Source organism: Pseudomonas migulae NBRC 103157 (genome assembly GCF_002091715.1).
Taxonomy (GTDB): Bacteria; Pseudomonadota; Gammaproteobacteria; order Pseudomonadales; family Pseudomonadaceae; genus Aquipseudomonas; species Aquipseudomonas migulae_A.
The window spans coordinates 154,225-176,415 of sequence record NZ_BDAG01000008.1 but is presented as its reverse complement, the minus strand read 5'-3'; the positions used below and the strand labels follow the sequence as shown (position 1 = coordinate 176,415).

Below are 22,191 nucleotides of genomic sequence, written 5' to 3'. Positions count from 1 at the left end.
CCGGCTCCTACAGGTTTTGCGTTGTGTTGATCCAGGACGACTGTGATGCCTTGGACGTCCTGGGCGCTGAAAATGAAAAAGCCGCGAGATGATCGCGGCTTTTTTTGTTTCTGCGGTAAGCGGCCTAGTAACTGCTCTCCGGCAAACTCGCGATGATCGAGCGGTAGCTGTTCATCCGTTGCTGTTGCACACGGCCTTCTTCCAGCGCCTTGAGCAATGCGCAACCCGGTTCGCGGTCGTGCTTGCAGTCGCGGAAACGGCACGTGCCGATCAGGTCGTTGAACTCGATGAAGCCGGCTTCGACGTCGGCGCGGCTGACGTGGCCCAGGCCGAATTCGCGGATACCCGGGGAGTCGATCAACTCACCGCCACCGGGGAAGTGGAACAGTCGCGCGGTGGTGGTGGTGTGGGTGCCCTGGCCGGACAGCTCGGACAACGGGCCGACGCGGGTGTCGACCTCAGGCAGCAGGCTGTTGACCAACGAAGATTTGCCGACGCCGGACTGGCCGACGAACACGCTGATGCGCCCGTCCAGCTGTTTCTGAAGTTGCTCCATGCCATTGCCGTGGTGCGCCGACACTTCCAGCACCGGATAACCCAGTGTGCGGTAAACCGCGAGCAAGGCATTCAGCGCTGGGGCGTTCTGCTCATCGATCAGGTCGAATTTGTTGAGCAGCAGCAGCGGCCGAATCCCGGCGTGTTCCGCCGCGACCAGGTAGCGGTCGATCAGGTTGGCGTGAGGCTCGGGCAGCGGCGCGAAGACGATGACGATCATGTCGACGTTGGCAGCTACAGGCTTGAGCTGGCCACGGCTGTCCGGACGGCAGAGTTCGGTTTTGCGCGGCAGTTGCGCCACGATCACCCCGATGCCCTGATTGCCGGCACGCCAGACCACCTGATCGCCGGTCACCAGCGCCGGCAGGTTGGCGCGCAAGTGGCAGCGGAACACCTGGCCGGCCAAATCGCCATCGAGGGCTTCGACTTCGACCTGCACACCGAAGTGCGCAATCACAAGGCCCGTCTGTTCCGGACCCAGGTCGCCACCCTCAAGTGCCTCGACAGCCGAGGACTCGCGTTTGGCGGCGCGGGCAGCGCGTTCGCCTTGGATCTTTTCGATGCGCCAGTTTTGACGACGATTGAGTTGGCGTTTGGCCATGGGTGTTCCGTATCAAGAATGCAGCGATTAGGTAAAACGGCCGCGAGTTTAGCACGCCCGGGCGCCGCCCTAGGCTAAACTGCGCAGCATTGCCTAGGAGCCGACACATGCAAAACCCGCAGAACCTGATCTGGATCGACCTGGAAATGACCGGTCTGAACCCTGACACCGACGTCATCATCGAGATGGCCACGATCGTCACCGACAGTGACCTGAACACCCTGGCCGAAGGGCCGGTGATCGCCATCCATCACAGCGACGAGATCCTCGCCGGCATGGACGAGTGGAACACCCGCCAACACGGCGGCTCGGGCCTGACCCAGCGCGTGCGCGACAGCCGTATCAGCATGGCCGAAGCGGAAGCCGAGACCATCGCCTTCCTGGAGAAATGGGTGCCGAAGGGCAAGTCGCCGATCTGCGGCAACAGCATCTGCCAGGACCGTCGCTTCCTTTATACGCACATGAAATCCCTGGAAAGCTACTTCCACTACCGCAACCTCGACGTCTCGACGCTCAAAGAACTGGCCGCTCGCTGGGCGCCGGATGTGCGCGACAGCTTCAAAAAAGGCAGCACCCACCTGGCGCTGGACGACATCCGCGAATCCATCGCCGAGTTGCAGCACTATCGCAAGCATTTCATCAAGTTCTGATTGGCAATACGGTCCCTGTAGGAGCCGGCTTGCTGGCGATGGCGTCCTCGAAGGCCCCATCGCCAGCAAGCCGGCTTCTACGGGATCTGCGTTGTGCCCGTCGGCGCGAGGCTTGCCCGCGAAGAAGGCGACTCGGTCTATCTGCGTAAATGCCCTCTTTTGGTGCCGGGACTAAATGGCTAGACTGCGCGCCTTCCTGCAAGGACCGCCACCATGTTGCTGATGCTTTACCTGATCGCCATTACTGCCGAAGCCATGACCGGCGCACTGTCTGCCGGCCGTCGCGGCATGGACTGGTTTGGTGTGGTGCTGATCGCCTGCATCACGGCGTTGGGCGGCGGTTCGGTGCGCGACGTGCTGCTCGGTCACTACCCGCTGACGTGGGTCAAACACCCGGAATACCTGGTGCTGACCTCGGTTGCGGCTATGTTCACGGTCTTCGCTGCACGCTGGATGCGTCACTTGCGCTCACTGTTTCTGGTGCTCGACGCCGTGGGGCTGGTGGCGTTTACCCTGATCGGCTGCATGACCGCTCTGGAAATGGGCCACGGCATGCTGGTGGCCTCGGTCAGTGGTGTGATCACCGGGGTATTCGGCGGCATCCTGCGCGACATCTTCTGCAACGACATCCCGCTGATCTTCCGCCGCGAGCTCTACGCCAGCGTCTCGTTCGCGGCGGCGTGGTGCTACATGCTGTGCCTTTATCTGAACGTGCCGGGAGAACAGGCGATTCTGATCACCCTGTTCGGTGGTTTCCTGCTGCGGTTGCTGGCGATCCGTTTTCACTGGGAAATGCCGAAGTTCGTTTATAACGACGAAGCCTGACATAGCGCCTACGCCAGGCCGTGTCGTTTCAGGGCCCATTCGACGTGTTCGCGGACCAGTTCCGACGGATACTCGCGCCGCGCCTTCAACGCTTCCAGCACCGGAATGCTCGACGGCGCATTCCCCAGGCCCACCGCCAGATTGCGCAACCAGCGCTCGTAACCCGCGCGTCGTAACGGCGAACCTTCAGTGCTGCTGAGAAATTTGTCCTCGTCCCACATGAACAGCTCCGCCAATTCGGCGTTGTCCAGGTTGTGCCTTGGCTTGAAGTCGCTTTCGCCGGACGGGCGAGCAAAGCGGTTCCACGGGCAGACGATCTGGCAGTCGTCACAGCCGAATACCCGATTGCCGATCAATGGCCGCAAGTCTTCGGGAATCGCGCTTTTCAGTTCGATGGTCAGGTAAGAGATGCAGCGCCGGGCATCCAGCACATAAGGGCCGACAAAGGCGTTGGTCGGGCAGATGTCGAGGCACGCGGTGCAGCGGCCGCAATGTTCGGTGCTGTGGGGCGGGTCAACCGGCAGCGGCAGGTCGACAAACAGTTCGCTAAGAAAGAAGTAACTGCCGGCCTTGCGATTCAAGACCAGCGTATTTTTGCCGATCCATCCAAGGCCGGCCTGTTCAGCGATGGCTTTTTCCAGGACCGGCGCACTGTCGACGAACGCGCGAAAACCAAATGGACCGATCTCGGCCTGAATTTTATCGGCGAGTTGTTGCACACGTTTACGGATCAATTTGTGGTAATCGCGGCCCAAGGCATAACGCGAGACGTAGGCTTTTTCCGGTTGGGCCAGGCGTTTGGCCATTTCGGTGTCGCCCGGCAGGTAATCCATGCGCAGGGAGACCACCCGAAGTGTGCCGGGCACCAGTTCTTCCGGATGTGAGCGTTTGCTGCCGTGGGCGCCCATGTAGTCCATTTCGCCGTGGTAGCCAGCCGCAAGCCAGCGCTCCAGGTGCTGTTCATGCTCGGCGAGGTCCAGGCCGCTGATGCCGACTTGCTGAAAGCCCAGCTCGCGGCCCCAGTCCTTGATGGATTGGGCGAGGGCGGGCAGGTCTGTGGTAATAGCGGGCATGAGGCGAGAGAAACCGGAGCTGAGGTGCGTATAATTCTGCCAGACAACGGAGCCCGAAGACGCATGTCGCATACTAAAGATGATTTACCCGACGCGCTGTACAGCGCCGCGCAAGTGCGAGCCCTCGATGCGAGCGTGATTGCGGCGGGTACGCCGGGCTTCGAATTGATGCAGCGAGCGGCGCGGGCGACCTGGCGTGCGTTGGTCCGGCAGTGGCCGACGGCTCACGAATTGACGGTGGTCGCCGGTCACGGCAACAACGCCGGCGATGGCTATCTGGTGGCGGTCTTGGCCCGACGTGCCGGCTGGCATGTGCGCGTGTTGGCGGCCGGGGATCCTCAGCGTTTGCAGGGCGATGCCGGGTCGGCCCACGCCGAGGCGCTGTCCGAAGGCGTTGCCATTCAAGCCTGGAGCGCGCATTCCGAGTTGCGCGGCATCGTGTTGGACGCCTTGCTTGGTACCGGTCTGACAGGCGAGGTGCGAGAGCCTTACGCCAGTGTCATCGCCGCGATCAATGCCAATGACCTGCCAGTGGCTGCGGTGGATATTCCTTCGGGACTGTGTGCCGATACAGGACGTGTGCTCGGCGTGGCCGTTCGGGCGGACCTGACCGTGACCTTCATTGGCTTGAAGTTGGGTCTGTTCACGGGCGAAGCGGCGGACGTGGTGGGTGAATTGGTTTTCAACGATCTGCAGGCCTCTCCCGAGTCGTTCAACGGGGTTGCCATCAGTGCGCGTCGCCTGAAGGCCAGCAATTTGCCGCGTTTGGCGGATCGCGCGCCGACGGCCCATAAAGGCAGATTCGGCCATGTCTTGCTGATCGGCGGTGATCGCGGTTTCGGCGGTGCCATTCTGTTGAGTGCACAAAGCGCCCTGCGCAGTGGCGCTGGCATGGTGTCGGTGGCCACCCGCAGTGAGCATGTGCCCGCTGCACTGGCCCGAATCCCCGAAGCCATGGTGCTGGGCACTTCGTCAGCCAATCAGTTGATGGGATTGCTGCAAAAGGTTTCCGTGCTGGTAGTGGGGCCGGGCCTGGGGCAGGCTTCGTGGGGCCGCAGTCTGTTGTCGGCGGCAGCCAATGTGTCACTGCCACAGGTTTGGGACGCCGATGCACTGAATATGCTGGCCGAAGAACGTGTGAGCTTGCCCAAGGATTGTGTGATCACCCCGCATCCTGGGGAAGCGGCGCGGTTGCTCGGGATCAGTGCCGCTGAGGTTCAGGCCGACCGTCCGTCTGCCGCTCACGCATTGAGCAAAAAATACACAGCTGTAGTGGTTTTGAAAGGTGCCGGCAGCCTGGTCGCCAGTCCGGACGGGCGCCTGGCGGTGTGTCATCAAGGCCATCCGGCCATGGCCGCCGCCGGTCTGGGCGATGTGCTGGCTGGACTGGTTGGCGCGTTGCTGGCGCAAGGCATGAATGCGTTCGACGCAGCTTGCCTCGCGGTCTGGCTGCACGCCAATGCCGGTGCGCAACAAGGTAAATCGGGCCGTGGGCTGGCGGCCAGTGATCTGATTCCAGCCATTCGTCAGTTGTTGGAGGAGCAAGCACCGTGTCTGAAGTAACCCTGTACCTGGCTGATGAAGAGGCGATGACCGCCTTTGGCGAGCGCATCGCAAAAACCACTCAAGGGCACGGTCTGATTTTTCTGGAAGGGGATCTGGGGGCGGGGAAAACCACGCTGTCGCGGGGCATCATCCGGGGGCTGGGGCATGTCGGTGCAGTGAAAAGTCCGACGTTCACGTTGGTCGAGCCCTACGAGATCGGTGACATCCGCGCCTTCCATTTCGATCTCTATCGTTTGGTCGACCCCGAAGAACTGGAGTACCTCGGCATCCGCGACTACTTCGAAGACGACGCGTTATGCCTCATCGAATGGCCCCGAAAGGGTGCAGGCTTTTTGCCAAAGCCCGACCTGACCATTACCATTAGCCCGCAAGACAGCGGGCGTTCGCTGAAAATTTTGTCCCAGGGCTCGCGTGGCGAGTCGTGGTGTGCCGCTTTGGCATTGGAATCCAATTAAATGATGGGGTCAGGTATGCGCTTTCGCGCGATGGTAGCTGCCGTAGGGATGTTGTTTTTGGCGGTGACCGTCGACGCTGTGGCTGAAACAAAGGTCAACAGCGTTCGCCTGTGGCGGGCGCCGGACAACACACGGTTGGTGTTCGACCTGACCGGGCCGGTGCAGCACAGCGTTTTTACCCTGACATCTCCGGATCGACTGGTTATCGACATCAATGGCGCGACCCTCGGCGCACCACTGAACGTCAATGCTTCGAACACGCCAATCACTGCCATGCGCTCGGCACAACGTACGCCGACCGACTTGCGTGTGGTCATCGACCTGAAAAAAGCTGTCACACCCAAAAGCTTCACCCTGGCGCCTAACGCCCAGTACGGCAACCGCCTGGTGGTCGATCTGTTCGATAACGCCGCCGACGCTGCGCCGATTCCTCCGCCGACCAACGTTGCGACCGTCGCGCCGGTCCCGGTCACCCCGGTAGATCCACCGGTCAAACTGCCGCCCGCTCCGGCCGGCAAGCGCGACATCATTGTGGTCATCGATGCCGGCCACGGCGGTGAAGACCCGGGCGCCTCTGGCTCTCGCGGTCAACGTGAAAAAGACGTGGTGCTGGCCATCGCTCGCGAATTGCAGCGTCAGGTCAACGGCATGAAAGGTTTCCGCGCCGAACTGACCCGTACCGGCGACTACTTCATCCCGTTGCGCGGCCGTACCGAAATCGCCCGCAAGAAGGGCGCCGATCTGTTCGTCTCGATCCACGCCGACGCCGCGCCTTCGGCAGCTGCGTTCGGTGCGTCGGTGTTCGCCTTGTCTGATCGTGGTGCCACGTCTGAAACCGCCCGCTGGCTGGCCGACAGCGAAAACCGTTCCGACTTGATCGGCGGTGCCGGCAACGTCAGCCTCGACGACAAGGACCGCATGCTCGCGGGCGTGCTGCTCGACTTGTCGATGACGGCTTCCCTGACGTCCAGCCTGAACGTCGGCCAGAAGGTTTTGAGCAACATCGGTCGTGTGACCCCCCTGCACAAACAGCGCGTGGAGCAGGCCGGGTTCATGGTGTTGAAGTCGCCGGACATTCCGTCGATCCTGGTGGAAACCGGGTTCATCTCCAACGCCAACGAAGCCTCGAAACTCGCGGCGTCCAGCCACCAGCAAGCGCTGGCTCGCTCGATCAGCAGCGGCGTGCGTCAGTTCTTCCAGCAGAATCCACCGCCGGGCACTTACATTGCCTGGCTGCGTGATTCCGGCAAGATCGCCCAGGGACCACGGGATCACCGGGTCAACCCGGGCGAAACCCTGGCGATGATTGCCGTGCGTTATCAGGTGTCTCCGGCCACCTTGCGCAGCGCCAACAACCTTAAGAGTGACGAGCTGAAAATCGGTCAGACCCTGACCATTCCCGGCACTGAACTGGCGTCCAAAGAATGAACCAGGCCGTGATCAACAGCGCTCGCATCGAGCTGCTCAGCCCACGACTGGCGAACCAGATTGCCGCCGGCGAGGTGGTCGAGCGCCCCGCTTCGGTGATCAAGGAGTTGCTGGAAAACAGCCTCGACTCCGGCGCCAAGCGCATCGATGTCGACGTGGAGCAGGGCGGCGTCAAGCTGCTGCGGGTGCGCGACGACGGTAGCGGCATTTCTGCCGATGACCTGCCGTTGGCCCTGGCGCGACACGCCACCAGCAAAATCCGCAACCTGGAAGATCTCGAACAGGTCATGAGCCTCGGGTTTCGCGGTGAAGCACTCGCTTCGATCAGTTCCGTGGCGCGCCTGACCCTGACGTCCCGCACCCGCGATGCCGACCAGGCCTGGCAGGTTGAAACAGAAGGCCGGGACATGGCGCCTCGCGTGCAACCGGCCGCTCACCCGGTGGGCACTTCGGTGGAAGTGCGCGACCTGTTCTTCAACACCCCGGCGCGGCGTAAATTCCTCAAGACTGAAAAAACCGAATTCGATCACCTGCAAGAAGTGATCAAGCGTCTGGCCCTGGCGCGCTTCGACGTGGCGTTCCATTTGCGCCATAACGGCAAAACCATCCTCAGCCTGCACGAGGCCCGCGATGATGCGGCCCGCGCCCGGCGTGTGGCGGCGATTTGCGGTTCGGGTTTTCTCGAGCAAGCGCTGCCGATCGAAATCGAGCGCAATGGCCTGCATTTGTGGGGGTGGGTTGGCTTGCCGACGTTCAACCGCAGCCAGGCGGACTTGCAGTATTTCTTCGTCAACGGCCGTGCCGTGCGCGACAAACTGGTGGCTCACGCGGTGCGCCAGGCGTATCGCGACGTGCTGTTCAATGGCCGGCATCCGACGTTCGTGCTGTTTTTCGAAGTCGATCCCGCGGGCGTCGACGTCAACGTGCACCCGACCAAACACGAAGTACGCTTCCGTGACGGGCGAATGGTTCACGATTTCCTTTATGGCACCCTGCACCGAGCTTTGGGCGATGTGCGGCCGGAAGACCATCTGGCGGCACCGGTGGCGACAGCCATTGTTCGACCGACCGGCATCGATGCGGGTGAATTCGGTCCCCAAGGCGAAATGCGCCTGGCGGCCAATGCGCTGCTGGAACAGCCTCAGGCACAACCGTCGTTCAACACTGCGGCGGGTTCCGGCGCTGGCGCCGGTTATCAGTATCAGTACACGCCGCGCCCTCAGTCGGGTGTACCTGCAGCTGAAGCCCAGGCGGCCTACCGTGAATTTTTTGCGCCGTTGCCGGAAGCCAACGCCGTCGCGCTTCCGGCTGGTCAGGACGATATTCCGCCGCTGGGTTACGCATTGGCGCAGCTCAAAGGCATCTACATTCTTTCGGAAAACGCCCAGGGCCTGGTGCTGGTGGACATGCACGCCGCGCACGAGCGGATCATGTACGAACGCCTGAAGGTCGCCATGGCCAGCGAAGGCCTGAGCGGTCAGCCACTGTTGGTGCCGGAATCCTTGGCCGTGAGCGAGCGCGAAGGTGATTGCGCCGAAGAAAACGCCGCATGGTTCCAGCGTCTGGGCTTTGAATTGCAGCGCCTGGGCCCGGAAACGCTGGCCATCCGGCAGATTCCAGCCTTGCTCAAGCAGGCGGAAGCCAATCGACTGGTCAGCGACGTGTTGTCGGATTTGATGGAATATGGCACCAGCGACCGGATTCAGGCGCACCTGAACGAATTGCTCGGCACCATGGCCTGCCACGGCGCGATTCGAGCGAATCGGCGTCTGGCCCTGCCGGAAATGAACGGTCTGCTGCGTGATATGGAAAACACCGAGCGCAGCGGTCAATGCAACCATGGCCGACCGACCTGGACCCAGTTGGGCCTGGACGATCTGGACAAACTGTTTTTGCGCGGTCGTTGATGAGCCAGCTCCCTCCTGCGATTTTCCTGATGGGCCCGACTGCAGCGGGCAAGACCGACCTGGCCATCGAGCTCACCAAAGTCCTGCCTTGCGAGTTGATCAGCGTCGATTCGGCGCTGGTCTATCGCGGCATGGACATCGGCACCGCCAAGCCCTCGAAAGAGATACTGGCCGAATTTCCCCACCGTCTGATCGACATTCTCGACCCGGCAGAGAGTTATTCCGCTGCGGATTTCCGCCGTGACGCCCTCGAGGCCATGGCTGACATCACCGCGCGCGGCAAAATTCCGCTGCTGGTGGGCGGCACAATGCTCTATTACAAGGCTTTGGTTGAAGGTCTGGCGGATATGCCCGCCGCCGATCCTGAAGTCCGCGCGCAAATCGAAGAAGAAGCCGCTCGCCTTGGCTGGCAAGCCCTGCACGACCAATTGGCGATCATCGATCCGCAATCTGCCGCGCGTATTCACCCGAACGATCCCCAGCGCCTCAGTCGAGCACTGGAAGTTTATCGCGTCAGCGGTCAGAGCATGACCGAGCTGCGACAGCGACAAAGTGCGCAAAGTACTGAAGCAGCCGCTTCGGGACTGCAACAATTGCCCTATACTGTCGCGAACTTGGCCATTGCTCCGGCAAATCGCCAGGTACTGCACGAGCGAATTAAACAAAGATTCACTTTAATGTTGGAACAGGGATTCATTGACGAGGTCGTAGCCCTGCGTGAGCGAAGTGACCTGCATTCAGGGTTGCCGTCTATACGTGCGGTAGGCTACCGACAAGTCTGGGACTACCTGGATGGCAAGCTGACACAAGCCGAGATGCAGGAGCGTGGAATCATTGCCACGCGCCAATTGGCGAAACGTCAGTTCACCTGGCTGCGCAGTTGGGCTGATTTACACTGGCTGGACAGCCTGGATTGCGACAATCTGCCGCGCGCCTTGAAATACCTGGGGACCATCTCCATATTGAGCTGAGTCCTTGCAATTGCCGTCTATCCTTGGGGGTGTGACGGCCACAAGCCATCTGTTTACCTATTTTTATATTGAATCCTTAAAGGAGTGCGGCACATGTCAAAAGGGCATTCGCTACAAGACCCTTACTTGAATACTTTACGTAAAGAGAAAGTTGGGGTGTCCATCTACCTGGTCAACGGGATCAAACTGCAAGGCACGATCGAGTCTTTCGACCAGTTCGTTATCCTGCTGAAGAACACCGTCAGCCAGATGGTTTACAAACACGCTATCTCTACAGTGGTGCCGGTTCGTCCAATTCGTCTGCCTAGCGCAACCGAATCCGAGGCAGGCGACGCTGAGCCAGGTAACGCCTGATAGGAGTCTCCTTTGTTCTTTGAGCGCCACGGTGGTGGTGAGCGAGTAATCCTCGTTCACTTGGATGGACAGGACCCTGAGGCGCGCGAAGATCCGCAGGAGTTTCAGGAGTTGGCTAATTCGGCCGGCGCCGAGACCGTTGCGTTTTTTAACGTGCCGCGTCATCGGCCAACCGCCAAATTCCTGATTGGCAGCGGCAAGGTCGAGGAACTACGCGACCTGGTCCATGCCGAAAAGGCCGATCTGGTGATCTTCAATCACATCCTCACGCCCAGTCAGGAACGTAACCTCGAACGTGTTTTCGAGTGTCGCGTGATCGACCGCACCGGCCTGATTCTCGATATTTTCGCCCAACGTGCCCGTACCCATGAAGGCAAGCTCCAGGTCGAACTGGCCCAGCTTGACCACATGAGCACCCGGCTGGTTCGTGGCTGGACTCACCTTGAGCGTCAAGGTGGCGGTATCGGCATGCGTGGCCCGGGTGAAACCCAGCTCGAGACCGACCGCCGCTTGCTGCGGGTTCGCCTGCGACAGATCAAGGGCCGGCTGGAAAAAGTGCGCAGCCAGCGTGAACAGTCGCGACGTGGCCGTACGCGCGCGGATATCCCTACCGTGTCTTTGGTGGGGTATACCAACGCCGGCAAATCCACGCTCTTCAATAACGTGACGAAATCCGACGTGTACGCGGCTGACCAGTTGTTTGCCACGCTGGACCCGACCTTGCGCCGACTGGAATTGGCCGACCTGGGGCCGATTGTCCTGGCTGATACCGTGGGGTTCATTCGCCACCTGCCCCACAAGCTGGTCGAGGCATTTCGGTCTACGCTCGAAGAGTCGAGCAACTCCGACCTGCTGTTGCACGTGATCGATGCGGCCGAACCGGATCGCATGTTGCAGATCGAGCAGGTGATGGTGGTGCTGGGCGAGATTGGTGCCCAGGACTTGCCGATCCTCGAGGTCTATAACAAACTCGATTTGCTTGAAGGCGTTGAGCCACAAATCCAGCGCGACGAAAACGGCAAGCCTCAACGGGTCTGGCTGTCGGCACGTGATGGCAGTGGTCTGGAATTGCTTGAGCAGGCCATTGCCGAGTTGCTGGGCAGTGAGATGTTTATCGGTACCTTGCGCTTGCCGCAACGATTCGCTCGACTGCGTGCGCAGTTCTTCGAACTCGGAGCGGTGCAGAAAGAAGAACACGACGAAGAAGGTGTCAGCTTGCTGGCCGTTCGATTGCCGCGCTCGGAGCTCAATCGGCTGGTCAGCCGTGAAGGCGTTGTGCCGACAGAGTTCATCGAACAACACACTTTGCAATAAAAGCCTGAGAAAGCGGTTGTGCCGCGGTGACAGGCATTCTGTAGCATTGGTCGGCGCGCCGTGGGTGCGTCTTTGCTTTATCAGATGGAGAGCGCTATGGCTTGGAATGAGCCGGGTGGCAACTCGAATAATCAGGATCCTTGGGGTGGCAAACGTCGCAATAACGGCGACCGCAAGGGACCACCGGATCTCGACGAGGCCTTCCGAAAGCTGCAGGAAAGCCTGAATGGGTTGTTCGGTGGTGGTAAAAAACGCGGTGATGACGGCGGTGGTTCGGGCAAGAGTGGCGGCTTCGGCGGCCTGCTCGGCATCGGCCTTGTCGTATTGGCGGCCGTGTGGCTGTACAGCGCGGTCTACGTGGTCGACGAGCAGGAGCAAGCCGTGGTGCTGCGTTTCGGCAAGTACTACGAAACCGTCGGCCCGGGCCTGAACATCTATTTCCCGCCGCTCGATCGCAAGTACCTGGAAAACGTCACGCGTGAGCGTGCCTACACCAAGCAGGGTCAAATGCTGACTGAAGACGAAAACATCGTCGAAGTGCCGCTGACCGTGCAGTACAAGATCAGCAACCTGCAGGACTTCGTGCTGAGCGTTGATCAGCCGGAAATCAGCCTGCAGCACGCGACCGAAAGTGCCTTGCGCCATGTGGTGGGTTCCACCGCGATGGATCAGGTGCTGACTGAAGGTCGTGAGTTGATGGCGAGCGAGATCAAGGAGCGTCTGCAACGCTTCATGGATACTTATCGCACCGGTATCACTGTCACTCAGGTGAACGTACAGAGCGCAGCGGCACCGCGTGAAGTGCAGGAAGCCTTCGATGACGTGATCCGCGCCCGTGAAGACGAGCAACGTTCGCGCAACCAGGCTGAAACCTATGCCAACGGCGTCGTGCCGGAAGCCCGTGGTCAGGCCCAGCGCATCATCGAAGATGCCAACGGTTACCGTGATGAAACCGTCTCGCGCGCCAAGGGTGAGGCCGATCGCTTCACCAAACTGGTCGCCGAGTACCGCAAGGCACCTGAAGTCACCCGCCAGCGTCTGTACCTGGACACCATGCAGGAAGTCTTCAGCAGCACCAGCAAGGTTCTCGTGACCGGCAACAAGAATGGCCAGAGCAATCTGCTGTACTTGCCGCTGGACAAGATGGTCGAAAGTGGTCGCAACACCAGCACAGCAGTGACTGGCGCAGCAGCCACCGGCAATGAAGCGAATGTGCGTGCAGCCGATCTGCAGCAACAGCAAGCACGTACCAGGGAGAGTCGCTGATGAGCAATAAATCGCTGATCGCCCTTATTGTCGGCGTCGTCGTGGCGATCGCAGCCTGGAACTGCTTCTACATCGTGGCTCAGACCGAGCGTGCGGTGTTGCTGCAGTTCGGTCGCGTGGTTCAGGCCGATGTTCAGCCGGGCCTGCATGTGAAAGTGCCTTACGTTAACCAGGTGCGCAAATTCGACGCACGCCTGATGACGCTGGATGCACCGACACAACGCTTCCTGACGCTGGAAAAGAAAGCCGTCATGGTCGATGCCTACGCCAAATGGCGGGTGAAAGATGCCGAGCGCTTCTACACCGCGACCTCCGGCCTCAAGCAGATTGCTGACGAACGTCTTTCCCGTCGTCTGGAATCGGGCCTGCGTGACCAGTTCGGCAAGCGCACGCTGCACGAAGTGGTGTCCGGTGAGCGCGATGCGCTGATGACCGATATCACGGCGTCTCTGAACAAGATGGCGGAAAAAGAACTGGGCATCGAAGTCGTCGATGTTCGGGTCAAGGCCATCGATCTGCCGAAAGAAGTGAACCGCAGCGTTTTCGAACGCATGAGTTCCGAGCGTGAGCGTGAAGCTCGCGAGCACCGCGCCAAGGGTAACGAGCTGGCAGAAGGCATTCGTGCCGACGCCGATCGTCAACGCCGCGTGTTGCTGGCTGAAGCCTATCGTGAATCCGAAGAGGTTCGCGGTGATGGTGATGCCCAGGCCGCTGCGATCTACTCCAAGGCCTACGGCCAGGATCAGGAGTTCTACGGTTTCTACCGTAGCCTGCGCGCCTACCGTGAAAGCTTCGCGAACAAATCCGACGTCATGGTCCTCGACCCAAGCAGCGACTTCTTCCGTTACCTGGAAAAAGCCAAGCCTTGATACGACGTTGACCTGAATCATCCCCCGCCTGGCGGCTAAAGCCTCGGGCGGGGTGATCCTTTGGGAAAACGTGTGTATGATGCGGCAGCCGGGAAATTCCCGGCTTTTTTGCGTCTGCACGTTTGATTGCTGTTGTTTATGCAGGCGCCCGAGTTGAATGACTCGACAGGTTTTTCGAGGAAAGTGATTGGCGAAGCTTATTTTCAGGCTTTTCGCCGCGTTGTTTATGCGTGGCTTGTAAACAAAGCCGATCATTTTCTGCTTCACTCAAGGCTCGCCCAAAGGCTGGCCGCCCGGACCATAGGGGAATGGCGTAATGGCAACGGTAGACCGCTGGCTGCTGCCAGATGGCATCGAAGAAGTACTGCCACCGGAAGCGGCGCGCATTGAAGTCGCGCGTCGTCAGGTGTTGGATCTGTTCCAGAGCTGGGGTTACGAGTTTGTCGTGACTCCCCATATCGAGTACCTGGAATCCCTGCTGACCGGCGCCGGCCAGGACCTCGATCTGCGTACCTTCAAGGTCATCGACCCGCAATCGGGCCGGCAGATGGGCTTCCGTGCCGACATCACGCCGCAAGTGGCGCGCATCGATGCGCACACCCTGCGTCGCGAAGGTCCGAGCCGCCTGTGCTATGCCGGCAGCGTGCTACACGCTCAGCCTCGCGCCTTGTCGTCCTCGCGCAGCCCGATTCAACTGGGTGCCGAGTTGTACGGCGATACCAGTCCGAGCAGCGACGTGGAAGTGATCAGCCTGATGCTGGCCATGCTGCAACTGGCCGATGTGCCAGATGTGCACATGGACCTCGGTCATGTTGGTATCTATCGCGGCCTGGCCCGCGCGGCCAGTTTGTCCGGTGAAGTTGAACAACAGTTGTTCGATGCGTTGCAACGCAAGGCCATCGACGAGGTCATTACCCTGACCGAAGGTTTGCCTGCCGATCTGTCGGGCATGCTGCGTGCGTTGGTCGATCTGTGTGGCGGCCGTGAGGTGTTGAGCGCTGCTCGCGAGCGTCTGGCGAATGCGCCGGCGCCGGTTTTGGCGGCGCTGGACGATTTGCTGGCGATTGCCGAGCGTTTGTCCACGCGTTTCCCGGAACTGCCGTTGTACTTCGATCTGGGCGAGTTGCGCGGCTATCACTACCACACCGGTGTGGTGTTCGCGGTATTCGTGCCGGGTGTTGGCCAGTCCATTGCCCAGGGCGGTCGTTACGACGACATCGGCGCCGACTTCGGTCGCGCCCGTCCGGCTACCGGCTTCTCTACCGATTTGAAAACCCTGGTGACCCTGGGGCGTGCTGAAATCGAGCTACCGTCTGGCGGTATCTGGATGCCTGACAGTACGGATGCGGCACTCTGGCAGCAGGTTTGCCAGTTGCGCAGTGAGGGTCAGCGTGTCGTTCAGGCCTTGCCTGGACAACCTTTGGCCGCCGCCCGTGAAGCGGACTGCGACCGGCAATTGATTCAGCAGAACGGGCTTTGGCAAGTATCGCCACTGGCTTCTTGAGTTTTCCTGTCGGCCCGTGGCCGACACCAAGTTTGCGCGAATGAGGACAAGTGTTATGGGTAAGAATGTCGTAGTCCTGGGCACCCAATGGGGTGATGAGGGCAAAGGCAAGATCGTTGATCTGCTGACCGAACATGCTGCCGCCGTAGTGCGCTACCAGGGTGGCCACAACGCAGGCCACACCCTGGTGATCGACGGCGAGAAAACCGTCTTGCACCTGATCCCGTCGGGCGTACTGCGCGAAGGCGTGCAGTGCCTGATCGGCAACGGCGTGGTGGTTGCACCGGACGCCTTGCTGCGCGAGATCGTCAAGCTGGAAGAGAAAGGCGTACCGGTGCGTGAGCGCCTGCGTATCAGCCCGTCCTGCCCGCTGATCCTGTCTTTCCACGTTGCACTGGACCAGGCCCGTGAAAAGGCCCGTGGCGAGCTGAAGATCGGTACGACCGGTCGCGGCATCGGCCCGGCCTACGAAGACAAAGTCGCGCGTCGTGGCCTGCGTGTTGGCGACCTGCTCAACATGCCGCGCTTTGAAGACAAGCTGCGTGAACTGGTGGATTACCACAACTTCATGCTGGTGGGTTACTACAAAGAGCCTGCCATCGAATTCGACAAGACCCTGGCTGAGTGCAAAGAATACGCTGAGCTGCTCAAGCCGCTGATGCTGGACGTGACGGCCGAGCTGCACGACCTGCGTCGCGCAGGCAAAGACATCATGTTCGAAGGCGCCCAAGGTTCGTTGCTGGACATCGACCACGGTACCTATCCGTACGTGACCAGCTCTAACACCACCGCTGGCGGCGTAGCTACCGGTTCGGGTGTTGGCCCGATGTTCCTGGACTACATCCTGGGTATCACCAAGGCTTACACCACGCGTGTAGGTTCGGGTCCATTCCCGACTGAACTGTTCGACGAAGTCGGTGCGCATCTGGCCAAACAAGGTCACGAGTTCGGCGCGACTACCGGCCGTGCCCGTCGTTGTGGCTGGTTCGACGCTGTGATCTTGCGTCGCGCCATCGATGTGAACAGCATCTCGGGCATCTGCCTGACCAAGCTGGATGTGCTCGATGGTCTGAAAACCATCAACATCTGCGTCGGCTACAAAGATGCAGAAGGTAAAAATGTCGCCCCGACGGACGCTGACAGCTACGTGGGTCTGCAGCCTGTGTACGAAGAAGTGCCGGGCTGGACCGAGTCGACCGTGGGCGCCAAAACCCTGGAAGAACTGCCAGCCAACGCACGTTCCTACATCAAGCGTATTGAAGCGCTGATCGGTGCGCCGATCGACATTATTTCGACGGGCCCGGATCGCAACGAAACCATCGTTCTGCGTCACCCGTTCGCTTAATAAGTCATTGATGTAAAAAGCAAAGGGCCCTTAGTTGGGCCCTTTGTCGTATCTGTCCGCAGGACGGCATGACCTTTGCTGTGAACTTCATTAAGAGCACGTCTTCTGGCGTGCCATCAATTTAATGGCGTCATGGCAGAGGGATATCAAGTGTCGGCGGTTCTCTCATTGTTACAAAGCCGTCTATTGCGGCCGGTGTTCGTTACCCTTGGTATCGCCCTTTTGGTGCAGGTGCTGGTGGCTGTCGCTCTGACTCGGAGCACAGTGACTGCCCTGGAAGCCGATTTGGGTGTGCGCCTTGGTGCGGACAGTCAAAAACTTTCGGGCGAACTGGAGCAGGCGGGGCGTGAAGTCACGTCGAGCCTCGACAACCTCTCCACCAGCACACGTCAGCGCCTCACGGCCGGTTTGTCCTCGCGACTGAAGGACGAACAGGCTCAGCTGCGTGCCACGCTGGAAAAGGACCTGAAGGATTCCGCCAATGATATGGCGCAGCTCCTGGCTTCGGTTGCACCCCGCGCCATGTGGGACAGCGACGTGCCAACCCTCTCCGAATTCGCCCGTCGCGCCCAGCGCAATCCCAACGTGCTGTTCGTGATCTATGACGACGCAACGGGGCAGCACCTGACGCGCTATCTCAACCGCGAAAACCCGATCAACAAGGCCCTTCTGGAGAAAGGCCAGGGCGAGCGGGCGCTGGATAAAGTGCTGGATGCGGCGAAGAGCGATCCATCGGTCTACTACGTTGAAGCCTCGATCAACCCTAACGGCGTGGAAATCGGCAAAGTCTTGATGGGCGTCTCCACCGCCTCGGTGGAAACCGATCTGACGGCGCTGGATAAGCGCTTCTCGGCGCTGATCGCCAGCAGTGATCAACTGGTCGGCGACAGCCTCAAAGGCGCGGCAGCTGACAGTGCCACTGCGATGCGGGCGCGTTTGACCTCCGCTCAGTCGACCGCCTCTGAAATGAAAGCCAACACCACCAGCACCGTGCAGGAAGCCGCGGCGACCCTGCGCTGGCGCATCGGCATGGGCCTGGCGTTGGTCGGTTGCGGCGTGTTGCTGCTGCTGGCCGTGGTCCTGGGGCGTCGCGTGGTCAACCGCCTGAAGATGCTGATTTCGGCGATGGACGACCTGGCGGCGGGCGAGGGTGACCTGACCAAGCGCGTGCAGATCAACAGCAAGGACGAGATCGGTGACATGGCCTCGGCGGTCAATCGCTTTGTGGATAAGTTGCAGCCAATCGTGCGTGAAGCAGGCGATGTGGCCCAGCGCACGGGCGTTGAAATCGGCGCCATGACCCTGCGTAACGCCGGTGCCGATGCGGCAGCGGGCATGCAGCGTGACGAGGTTGCCGAGAGCCTGCGCGCATTGTCGCAAATGGCTGACGAAGCCCAATCTGAAAGCCAGGCCATGCAGGCGGCCTTGCAGCAAGTGGTGGATATTCGTTCGGCCACCGATGAAAACACCCGGACCTCGGCGAAAGTCGGCAGCCTGATCGAGGCGTTGGCCGGGCAGGTTGATACCGGCGCGAAAGTCATCGAGCGACTGGCGCAGCAGAGTGAACAGATTGAAGTGGTGTTGACTGTGATTCACGGGATCGCCGAACAGACCAACCTGCTGGCACTGAATGCGGCCATTGAAGCGGCGCGTGCCGGCGAGACCGGCCGCGGCTTTGCCGTGGTGGCGGACGAGGTGCGAGCGCTGGCGAGCAAGACCCAGAGTTCCACGGGCGACATTCAGGCGCACATCGTGGCGTTGCAGCAAGGTGCGCGTGAGGCGGTGGCAGCGATCGGTCAGGCCGGGCGTCAGGCCAGCGAGGGTCTGCTGGTATTGCGCGACAGTGCTCGGTTGCAGCAATCGGTGCAGGTGTCGGTCGAGCAGGTTCATGCGGCCATTGGCCTGGCGACACAGGCAGCAGCGCATCAGGCGCAAGGCGCGCAGGCGGTGCGGGGACGGGTTGAAACCATTCATGCACAGGCTGAGAAAGCGGCTCAGGCGGTGGTGGAGACTACGGCGAGCGGCAAGGTGCTGGATGGCTTGGCGGCTCAGTTGAAGGCGAGCCTGGGGCAGTTCAGGGCTTAAAATTCATATTGGCTGGTCTGATGCTTTCGCGAGCAAGCCCGCCCCCACATTGGATCTCTGGTGCTCACCCATTGTGAGTTCACAGCAGATCCAATGTGGGAGCGGGCTTGCTCGCGAAGGCATTCTCAGCGACTCAGATACATCCGCGTCGTCAGTAGATATACCGGCAACCCCGATATGACTATCAACAGCGCCGCATAAGGCGCCGCCGCCGCAAACTCCACATTCGCCGTATGCGCCCAAACCTCCGTCGCCAGTGTGTTGAGCCCGGTCGGACTCAGCAGCAACGTCGCCGTCAGCTCCTTCATGGCATCCAGAAACACCAACGCAAACGCCGCACCCAATGCCGGGAAAATAATCGGCAGGGTCACCCGGCAGAACGCACTGAAGGATGACGCCCCCAGCGTACGAGCCGCCTCTTCCAGTTGCGGCGCAGCCTTGTTCAGCGCCGTGCGAATCGGCGCCTGAGCCAGCGGCAGAAACAGCAGCGCATAGGCGATCAGCAGCAACGCCGATGTCTGGTACAGCACCGGCACGTAGTGGAGCGCGAAATACACCAGCGTCAGCGCAATCACCAATCCTGGCAGGGCATGCAGCAGATACGGCAAACGCTCGGCCCAGATCGCCAGTTGGCCTTTGTAGCGCACCACCAACAACCCCACTGGCACGGCCAGCACCAGACACAGCGCAGCACCGCCCAGCGACAGTGCCAGGGACGACAGCAATGCCTCGCTGATCGCCGCCACCGGAAACGCCGCCGACGAGCCGACCGCCAGCCAGTACGCCAACATACCTAAGGGAATCCCGCTGCCGATGATCGCCAGCGCCAGGCAGTAGACCTGTCCGGCGACAGCCCAAGGCCCTAATCGAACCTGTTCCGCCTGTCGTGCGGCGCCTTGGCCGGTGCGCACGTGTCGACCTTTGCCGCGTACTCGCAGTTCAAGCCACAGCAGCATCAGACACAGCACGAGCAAAACAGCGGAAAGCATCGCCGCATTGGCGTTGCTGAATTCCAGTTCGAACTGCTGATAGATCGCCGTGGTGAATGTCTGCAGGCCGATGATCGACAGTGCACCGAATTCCACGAGCATGTGCAGGGCAATCAGCAACGAGCCGGCGAGCAGCGACGGCCAGAGCAGTGGCAGGGTGATTTTGAAGAACACGCCCCAGCGATTCTGTCCAAGGGTCCGTGCGGACTCTTCGAGAGAGGGGTCAAGATTGCGCAGGGTCGCCGCAACCGGCAAAAAAATCAGCGGATACTTCGACAGGGTCATCACCAGGATCGCCCCGCCCAAACCTTCGAAGTGCGCGCTCAACGAAACCCAGGTGAAGCTGCTGACAAACGCCGGCACCGCGAATGGCAAACACAGAATCACGCCCCACAAGCGCCGTCCGGGCAAGTTGCTGCGCTCAAGCAGCCAGGCCAGCGAGAGGCCGATCACGCCACAGGCAACCGTTACGCCCACCATCAATGCCAGCGTATTGCGCAACAGTCCGAACACATAAGGCCGCCACAACAGATGCAGCGCTTCGGCCCAGCCCGCCTGCCAGGTCTTGAGCCCGACATAGGCCAGCGGCAAAAGACTGAGCATCACCAGCAGCAAAACCGGCAACAACAGCCAGATCGAAGGCCGCTTGCGCCGTGGCACGTAAGCCCCGCGAGGGGCAGGGGCTGATAACGATGCGCTCATCAGTTCAAGCCAACGTCACGTTCCAGATCCAGGGCTTCTTCAGCGTTGCCGAGGTCGGCCGGCGTGACTTTCGGCGCTTGCAGTTCGCTGAACGGTTTGAGGCCGCGATCCGATTCCATGCCTTTGTGCAGCGGGTATTCGGCGGTGGTCTGGGTGATCACGCGCTGACCTTCTTCGCTGGCCATGTAGGCGAGGAACTGCTGGGCTTCTTTTGGATGTTTGCTGGATTTCAGTACGGCAGCGCTGGAAACGGTGATCAGCCCGCCGACGTCGCCGCCGGTGAAGTAATGCAGTTTCGAGTCGAGCTGGCCTTTTTCACGCTGCAAGGCGAACCAGTAGTAGTTGTTCACCAGCACGGTGGCGACTTCGCCATTTTCCACGGCTTTCAGCGCCACCATGTTGTTGCTGTAAGTCTTGCCGAATGCGCGCAGGCCGGTCAGCCATTCTTCGGCTGCGTCCATGCCGTGCACCTTGATGATCGCCACGGCTTGTTCCTGGAACGCGCCACTGGTGGGCACAAAGCCGACCTTGCCTTGCCATTTCGGGTCGGAGAATTCCATCACCGATTTCGGCAGGTCTTTTTCATCGATCAGCTTGGGGTTGAACGCAACGACGCGGACTCGCGCGGTGATTCCGATCCAGGTGCCATTGCCGGCGACGTAGTCTTTGGGCAGGACGGCGAGGGTGGCGGCATCGGTTTGTGCCAGCAGGCCCTGTTCGCCGAGTTTGTTCAGCGGCGGGGATTCTTCGGTGTAGATCACGTCGGCGGGAGAGCGATCGCCTTCTTCGACGATCTGGCTGGCGAGCTGGTTGCTGCTGCCTTTGCGCACATTGACGTGAATGCCGGTCTTGGCTTCAAAGGCCTTGGCGACGGCGTCGCCGACTTCTTTGTGTTGGCCGTTATAGAGTGTCAGGGAAACTGTGTCAGCAGCCTGGGTGAGGGGGGTGGCGAGTGCCAGGCCGAGCAGGGTGAAGGTCAGGCCGCGGCGCAGGGTATTTCGAAACATCATTCGCAGGGTTCCTCACTGTCGCATTGCAAAAACTTGCAACAATGATAAACGATATTGTTTCTCAAGTGCGTCTTGCGGGACGCAGAGGGTTTTGCTAGAGGGTTTGGTGCAGGCTCTGTGGCGAAGGGATAAATCCCCTCGCCACAAAAAGCACTTTGATTCGGTAAGGGGTAATGGCTGTTTTTTAGAAAGCCAGAAACGCAAAAACCCGCTTTCGCGGGTTTCTGTGAAATTCAAGATCGTGACCTTGAATTTGAATTGGTGCCCAGAAGAAGACTCGAACTTCCACGACCTTGCGGTCACCAGCACCTGAAGCTGGCGTGTCTACCAATTTCACCATCTGGGCATAATCTTCAGCGTTGCCGCTGTTGATGTGGCGCACTATACGGAGAGCATTTTGATCTGTAAACCCCTGATTTAGTTTTAATAAATCAGATGCTTAGAATGCAAAAAACCCGCTTTCGCGGGTTTTTGTGTGAGCCTTGAAATTGATCTAATCTCAAGCTCGAAATTGGTGCCCAGAAGAAGACTCGAACTTCCACGACCTTGCGGTCACCAGCACCTGAAGCTGGCGTGTCTACCAATTTCACCATCTGGGCAGTATCGGCAGCGCTAGTGCGTCGTCGATGGCGCGCACTATACGGAGCGTCTTTTTAACTGTAAACCCCCGGCATCAAAAAAACCTGAAAAATGTTACCAGTGGCATTCAAGTAAGCTTTTCG

The 22,191-nt window shown here is 60.2% G+C and carries 18 protein-coding genes and 2 tRNA genes; 14 read left to right on the top strand and 6 right to left on the bottom strand.

Features of this window, described 5'->3' with window-relative positions; translation table 11 throughout:
- Window positions 1-124: 124 nt before the first annotated feature.
- On the bottom strand, window positions 125-1,156 hold the full coding sequence (gene rsgA, locus PMI01S_RS08955; RefSeq protein ID WP_084319353.1) for a small ribosomal subunit biogenesis GTPase RsgA: 1,032 nt from the start codon (window positions 1,154-1,156) through the stop codon (window positions 125-127).
- 107 nt (window positions 1,157-1,263) lie between these two features.
- Between rsgA and orn the strand changes: the two genes are divergently transcribed.
- Together orn and PMI01S_RS08945 are read left to right on the top strand one after the other, a co-directional pair.
- Window positions 1,264-1,806, top strand: coding sequence for an oligoribonuclease (gene orn / locus PMI01S_RS08950; RefSeq protein WP_007995036.1), 543 nt, complete (start codon window positions 1,264-1,266; stop codon window positions 1,804-1,806).
- A 213-nt stretch (window positions 1,807-2,019) separates the two neighbouring features.
- Complete coding sequence (locus tag PMI01S_RS08945) at window positions 2,020-2,631, top strand: trimeric intracellular cation channel family protein (RefSeq protein ID WP_084319351.1); 612 nt, start codon at window positions 2,020-2,022, stop codon at window positions 2,629-2,631.
- 8 nt (window positions 2,632-2,639) lie between these two features.
- Here the strand turns inward: PMI01S_RS08945 and queG are convergent, their stop codons facing one another.
- A complete protein-coding gene (gene queG / locus PMI01S_RS08940) occupies window positions 2,640-3,704 on the bottom strand; it encodes a tRNA epoxyqueuosine(34) reductase QueG (RefSeq protein WP_084319349.1) in 1,065 nt (354 codons plus the stop codon).
- Between the two features lie 63 nt (window positions 3,705-3,767).
- Here queG and PMI01S_RS08935 point away from each other — a divergent pair, with 63 nt between their 5' ends.
- The 12 genes from PMI01S_RS08935 to PMI01S_RS08880 all read left to right on the top strand — a co-directional run bounded on the left by PMI01S_RS08935 (window position 3,768) and on the right by PMI01S_RS08880 (window position 18,768).
- Window positions 3,768-5,267 carry an NAD(P)H-hydrate dehydratase gene (locus PMI01S_RS08935; RefSeq protein ID WP_084319347.1) on the top strand — a complete coding sequence of 500 codons (1,500 nt, stop codon included), beginning with the start codon at window positions 3,768-3,770 and terminating at the stop codon, window positions 5,265-5,267.
- A complete protein-coding gene (gene tsaE, locus PMI01S_RS08930) occupies window positions 5,255-5,725 on the top strand; it encodes a tRNA (adenosine(37)-N6)-threonylcarbamoyltransferase complex ATPase subunit type 1 TsaE (RefSeq protein ID WP_084319345.1) in 471 nt (156 codons plus the stop codon). Before PMI01S_RS08935 ends, tsaE begins: the two co-directional genes overlap by 13 nt.
- A gap of 48 nt (window positions 5,726-5,773) precedes the next feature.
- Window positions 5,774-7,153 carry an N-acetylmuramoyl-L-alanine amidase gene (locus PMI01S_RS08925; protein WP_371850914.1) on the top strand — a complete coding sequence of 460 codons (1,380 nt, stop codon included), beginning with the start codon at window positions 5,774-5,776 and terminating at the stop codon, window positions 7,151-7,153.
- Entirely contained in the window at window positions 7,150-9,060 is a 1,911-nt protein-coding gene (mutL, locus tag PMI01S_RS08920; RefSeq protein WP_084319342.1) for a DNA mismatch repair endonuclease MutL, read from the top strand. Before PMI01S_RS08925 ends, mutL begins: the two co-directional genes overlap by 4 nt.
- Window positions 9,060-10,031: a tRNA (adenosine(37)-N6)-dimethylallyltransferase MiaA gene (gene miaA, locus PMI01S_RS08915; protein WP_084319340.1), complete on the top strand. Its 972-nt coding sequence runs from the start codon at window positions 9,060-9,062 to the stop codon at window positions 10,029-10,031. The genes mutL and miaA overlap by 1 nt, the downstream gene beginning before the upstream one ends.
- 93 nt (window positions 10,032-10,124) lie before the next feature.
- Complete coding sequence (gene hfq, locus PMI01S_RS08910) at window positions 10,125-10,385, top strand: RNA chaperone Hfq (RefSeq protein WP_007902656.1); 261 nt, start codon at window positions 10,125-10,127, stop codon at window positions 10,383-10,385.
- Window positions 10,386-10,397: 12 nt separating this feature from the next.
- Window positions 10,398-11,699 carry a ribosome rescue GTPase HflX gene (gene hflX, locus PMI01S_RS08905; protein ID WP_084319338.1) on the top strand — a complete coding sequence of 434 codons (1,302 nt, stop codon included), beginning with the start codon at window positions 10,398-10,400 and terminating at the stop codon, window positions 11,697-11,699.
- Window positions 11,700-11,795: 96 nt separating this feature from the next.
- Window positions 11,796-12,965 carry an FtsH protease activity modulator HflK gene (gene hflK, locus PMI01S_RS08900; protein WP_084319336.1) on the top strand — a complete coding sequence of 390 codons (1,170 nt, stop codon included), beginning with the start codon at window positions 11,796-11,798 and terminating at the stop codon, window positions 12,963-12,965.
- Window positions 12,965-13,834 (top strand): protease modulator HflC, encoded by an 870-nt coding sequence (gene hflC / locus PMI01S_RS08895; protein WP_059405812.1) that lies wholly within the window; start codon window positions 12,965-12,967, stop codon window positions 13,832-13,834. The genes hflK and hflC overlap by 1 nt, the downstream gene beginning before the upstream one ends.
- A 316-nt stretch (window positions 13,835-14,150) precedes the next feature.
- Window positions 14,151-15,338, top strand: a complete 1,188-nt coding sequence (locus PMI01S_RS08890) for an ATP phosphoribosyltransferase regulatory subunit (RefSeq protein ID WP_084319334.1) — start codon at window positions 14,151-14,153, stop codon at window positions 15,336-15,338.
- A 55-nt stretch (window positions 15,339-15,393) separates the two neighbouring features.
- Window positions 15,394-16,683 (top strand): adenylosuccinate synthase, encoded by a 1,290-nt coding sequence (locus tag PMI01S_RS08885; RefSeq protein ID WP_084319332.1) that lies wholly within the window; start codon window positions 15,394-15,396, stop codon window positions 16,681-16,683.
- Between the two features lie 150 nt (window positions 16,684-16,833).
- The gene (locus PMI01S_RS08880; RefSeq protein ID WP_084319330.1) at window positions 16,834-18,768 is read left to right on the top strand and encodes a methyl-accepting chemotaxis protein; all 1,935 of its coding nucleotides are present in this window, start codon (window positions 16,834-16,836) and stop codon (window positions 18,766-18,768) included.
- A 125-nt stretch (window positions 18,769-18,893) separates the two neighbouring features.
- Here the strand turns inward: PMI01S_RS08880 and PMI01S_RS08875 are convergent, their stop codons facing one another.
- The 4 genes from PMI01S_RS08875 to PMI01S_RS08860 form a co-directional block, all read right to left on the bottom strand.
- Window positions 18,894-20,459: an ABC transporter permease gene (locus PMI01S_RS08875; protein ID WP_084319328.1), complete on the bottom strand. Its 1,566-nt coding sequence runs from the start codon at window positions 20,457-20,459 to the stop codon at window positions 18,894-18,896.
- Window positions 20,459-21,469, bottom strand: coding sequence for an iron ABC transporter substrate-binding protein (locus PMI01S_RS08870; protein WP_084319326.1), 1,011 nt, complete (start codon window positions 21,467-21,469; stop codon window positions 20,459-20,461). Before PMI01S_RS08870 ends, PMI01S_RS08875 begins: the two co-directional genes overlap by 1 nt.
- A gap of 259 nt (window positions 21,470-21,728) precedes the next feature.
- Window positions 21,729-21,815: transfer RNA gene (locus PMI01S_RS08865), tRNA-Leu, on the bottom strand.
- A 166-nt stretch (window positions 21,816-21,981) separates the two neighbouring features.
- Window positions 21,982-22,068: transfer RNA gene (locus tag PMI01S_RS08860), tRNA-Leu, on the bottom strand.
- Window positions 22,069-22,191 lie beyond the last annotated feature (123 nt).

Coding starts and splice junctions, on each gene's coding strand:
- rsgA (WP_084319353.1), bottom strand. CDS start 1,156: ATGGCCAAACGCCAACTCAATCGTCGTCAAAACTGGCGCATCGAAAAG.
- orn (WP_007995036.1), top strand. CDS start 1,264: ATGCAAAACCCGCAGAACCTGATCTGGATCGACCTGGAAATGACCGGT.
- PMI01S_RS08945 (WP_084319351.1), top strand. CDS start 2,020: ATGTTGCTGATGCTTTACCTGATCGCCATTACTGCCGAAGCCATGACC.
- queG (WP_084319349.1), bottom strand. CDS start 3,704: ATGCCCGCTATTACCACAGACCTGCCCGCCCTCGCCCAATCCATCAAG.
- PMI01S_RS08935 (WP_084319347.1), top strand. CDS start 3,768: ATGTCGCATACTAAAGATGATTTACCCGACGCGCTGTACAGCGCCGCG.
- PMI01S_RS08925 (WP_371850914.1), top strand. CDS start 5,774: ATGTTGTTTTTGGCGGTGACCGTCGACGCTGTGGCTGAAACAAAGGTC.
- mutL (WP_084319342.1), top strand. CDS start 7,150: ATGAACCAGGCCGTGATCAACAGCGCTCGCATCGAGCTGCTCAGCCCA.
- miaA (WP_084319340.1), top strand. CDS start 9,060: ATGAGCCAGCTCCCTCCTGCGATTTTCCTGATGGGCCCGACTGCAGCG.
- hfq (WP_007902656.1), top strand. CDS start 10,125: ATGTCAAAAGGGCATTCGCTACAAGACCCTTACTTGAATACTTTACGT.
- hflK (WP_084319336.1), top strand. CDS start 11,796: ATGGCTTGGAATGAGCCGGGTGGCAACTCGAATAATCAGGATCCTTGG.
- hflC (WP_059405812.1), top strand. CDS start 12,965: ATGAGCAATAAATCGCTGATCGCCCTTATTGTCGGCGTCGTCGTGGCG.
- PMI01S_RS08890 (WP_084319334.1), top strand. CDS start 14,151: ATGGCAACGGTAGACCGCTGGCTGCTGCCAGATGGCATCGAAGAAGTA.
- PMI01S_RS08885 (WP_084319332.1), top strand. CDS start 15,394: ATGGGTAAGAATGTCGTAGTCCTGGGCACCCAATGGGGTGATGAGGGC.
- PMI01S_RS08875 (WP_084319328.1), bottom strand. CDS start 20,459: ATGAGCGCATCGTTATCAGCCCCTGCCCCTCGCGGGGCTTACGTGCCA.
- PMI01S_RS08870 (WP_084319326.1), bottom strand. CDS start 21,469: ATGATGTTTCGAAATACCCTGCGCCGCGGCCTGACCTTCACCCTGCTC.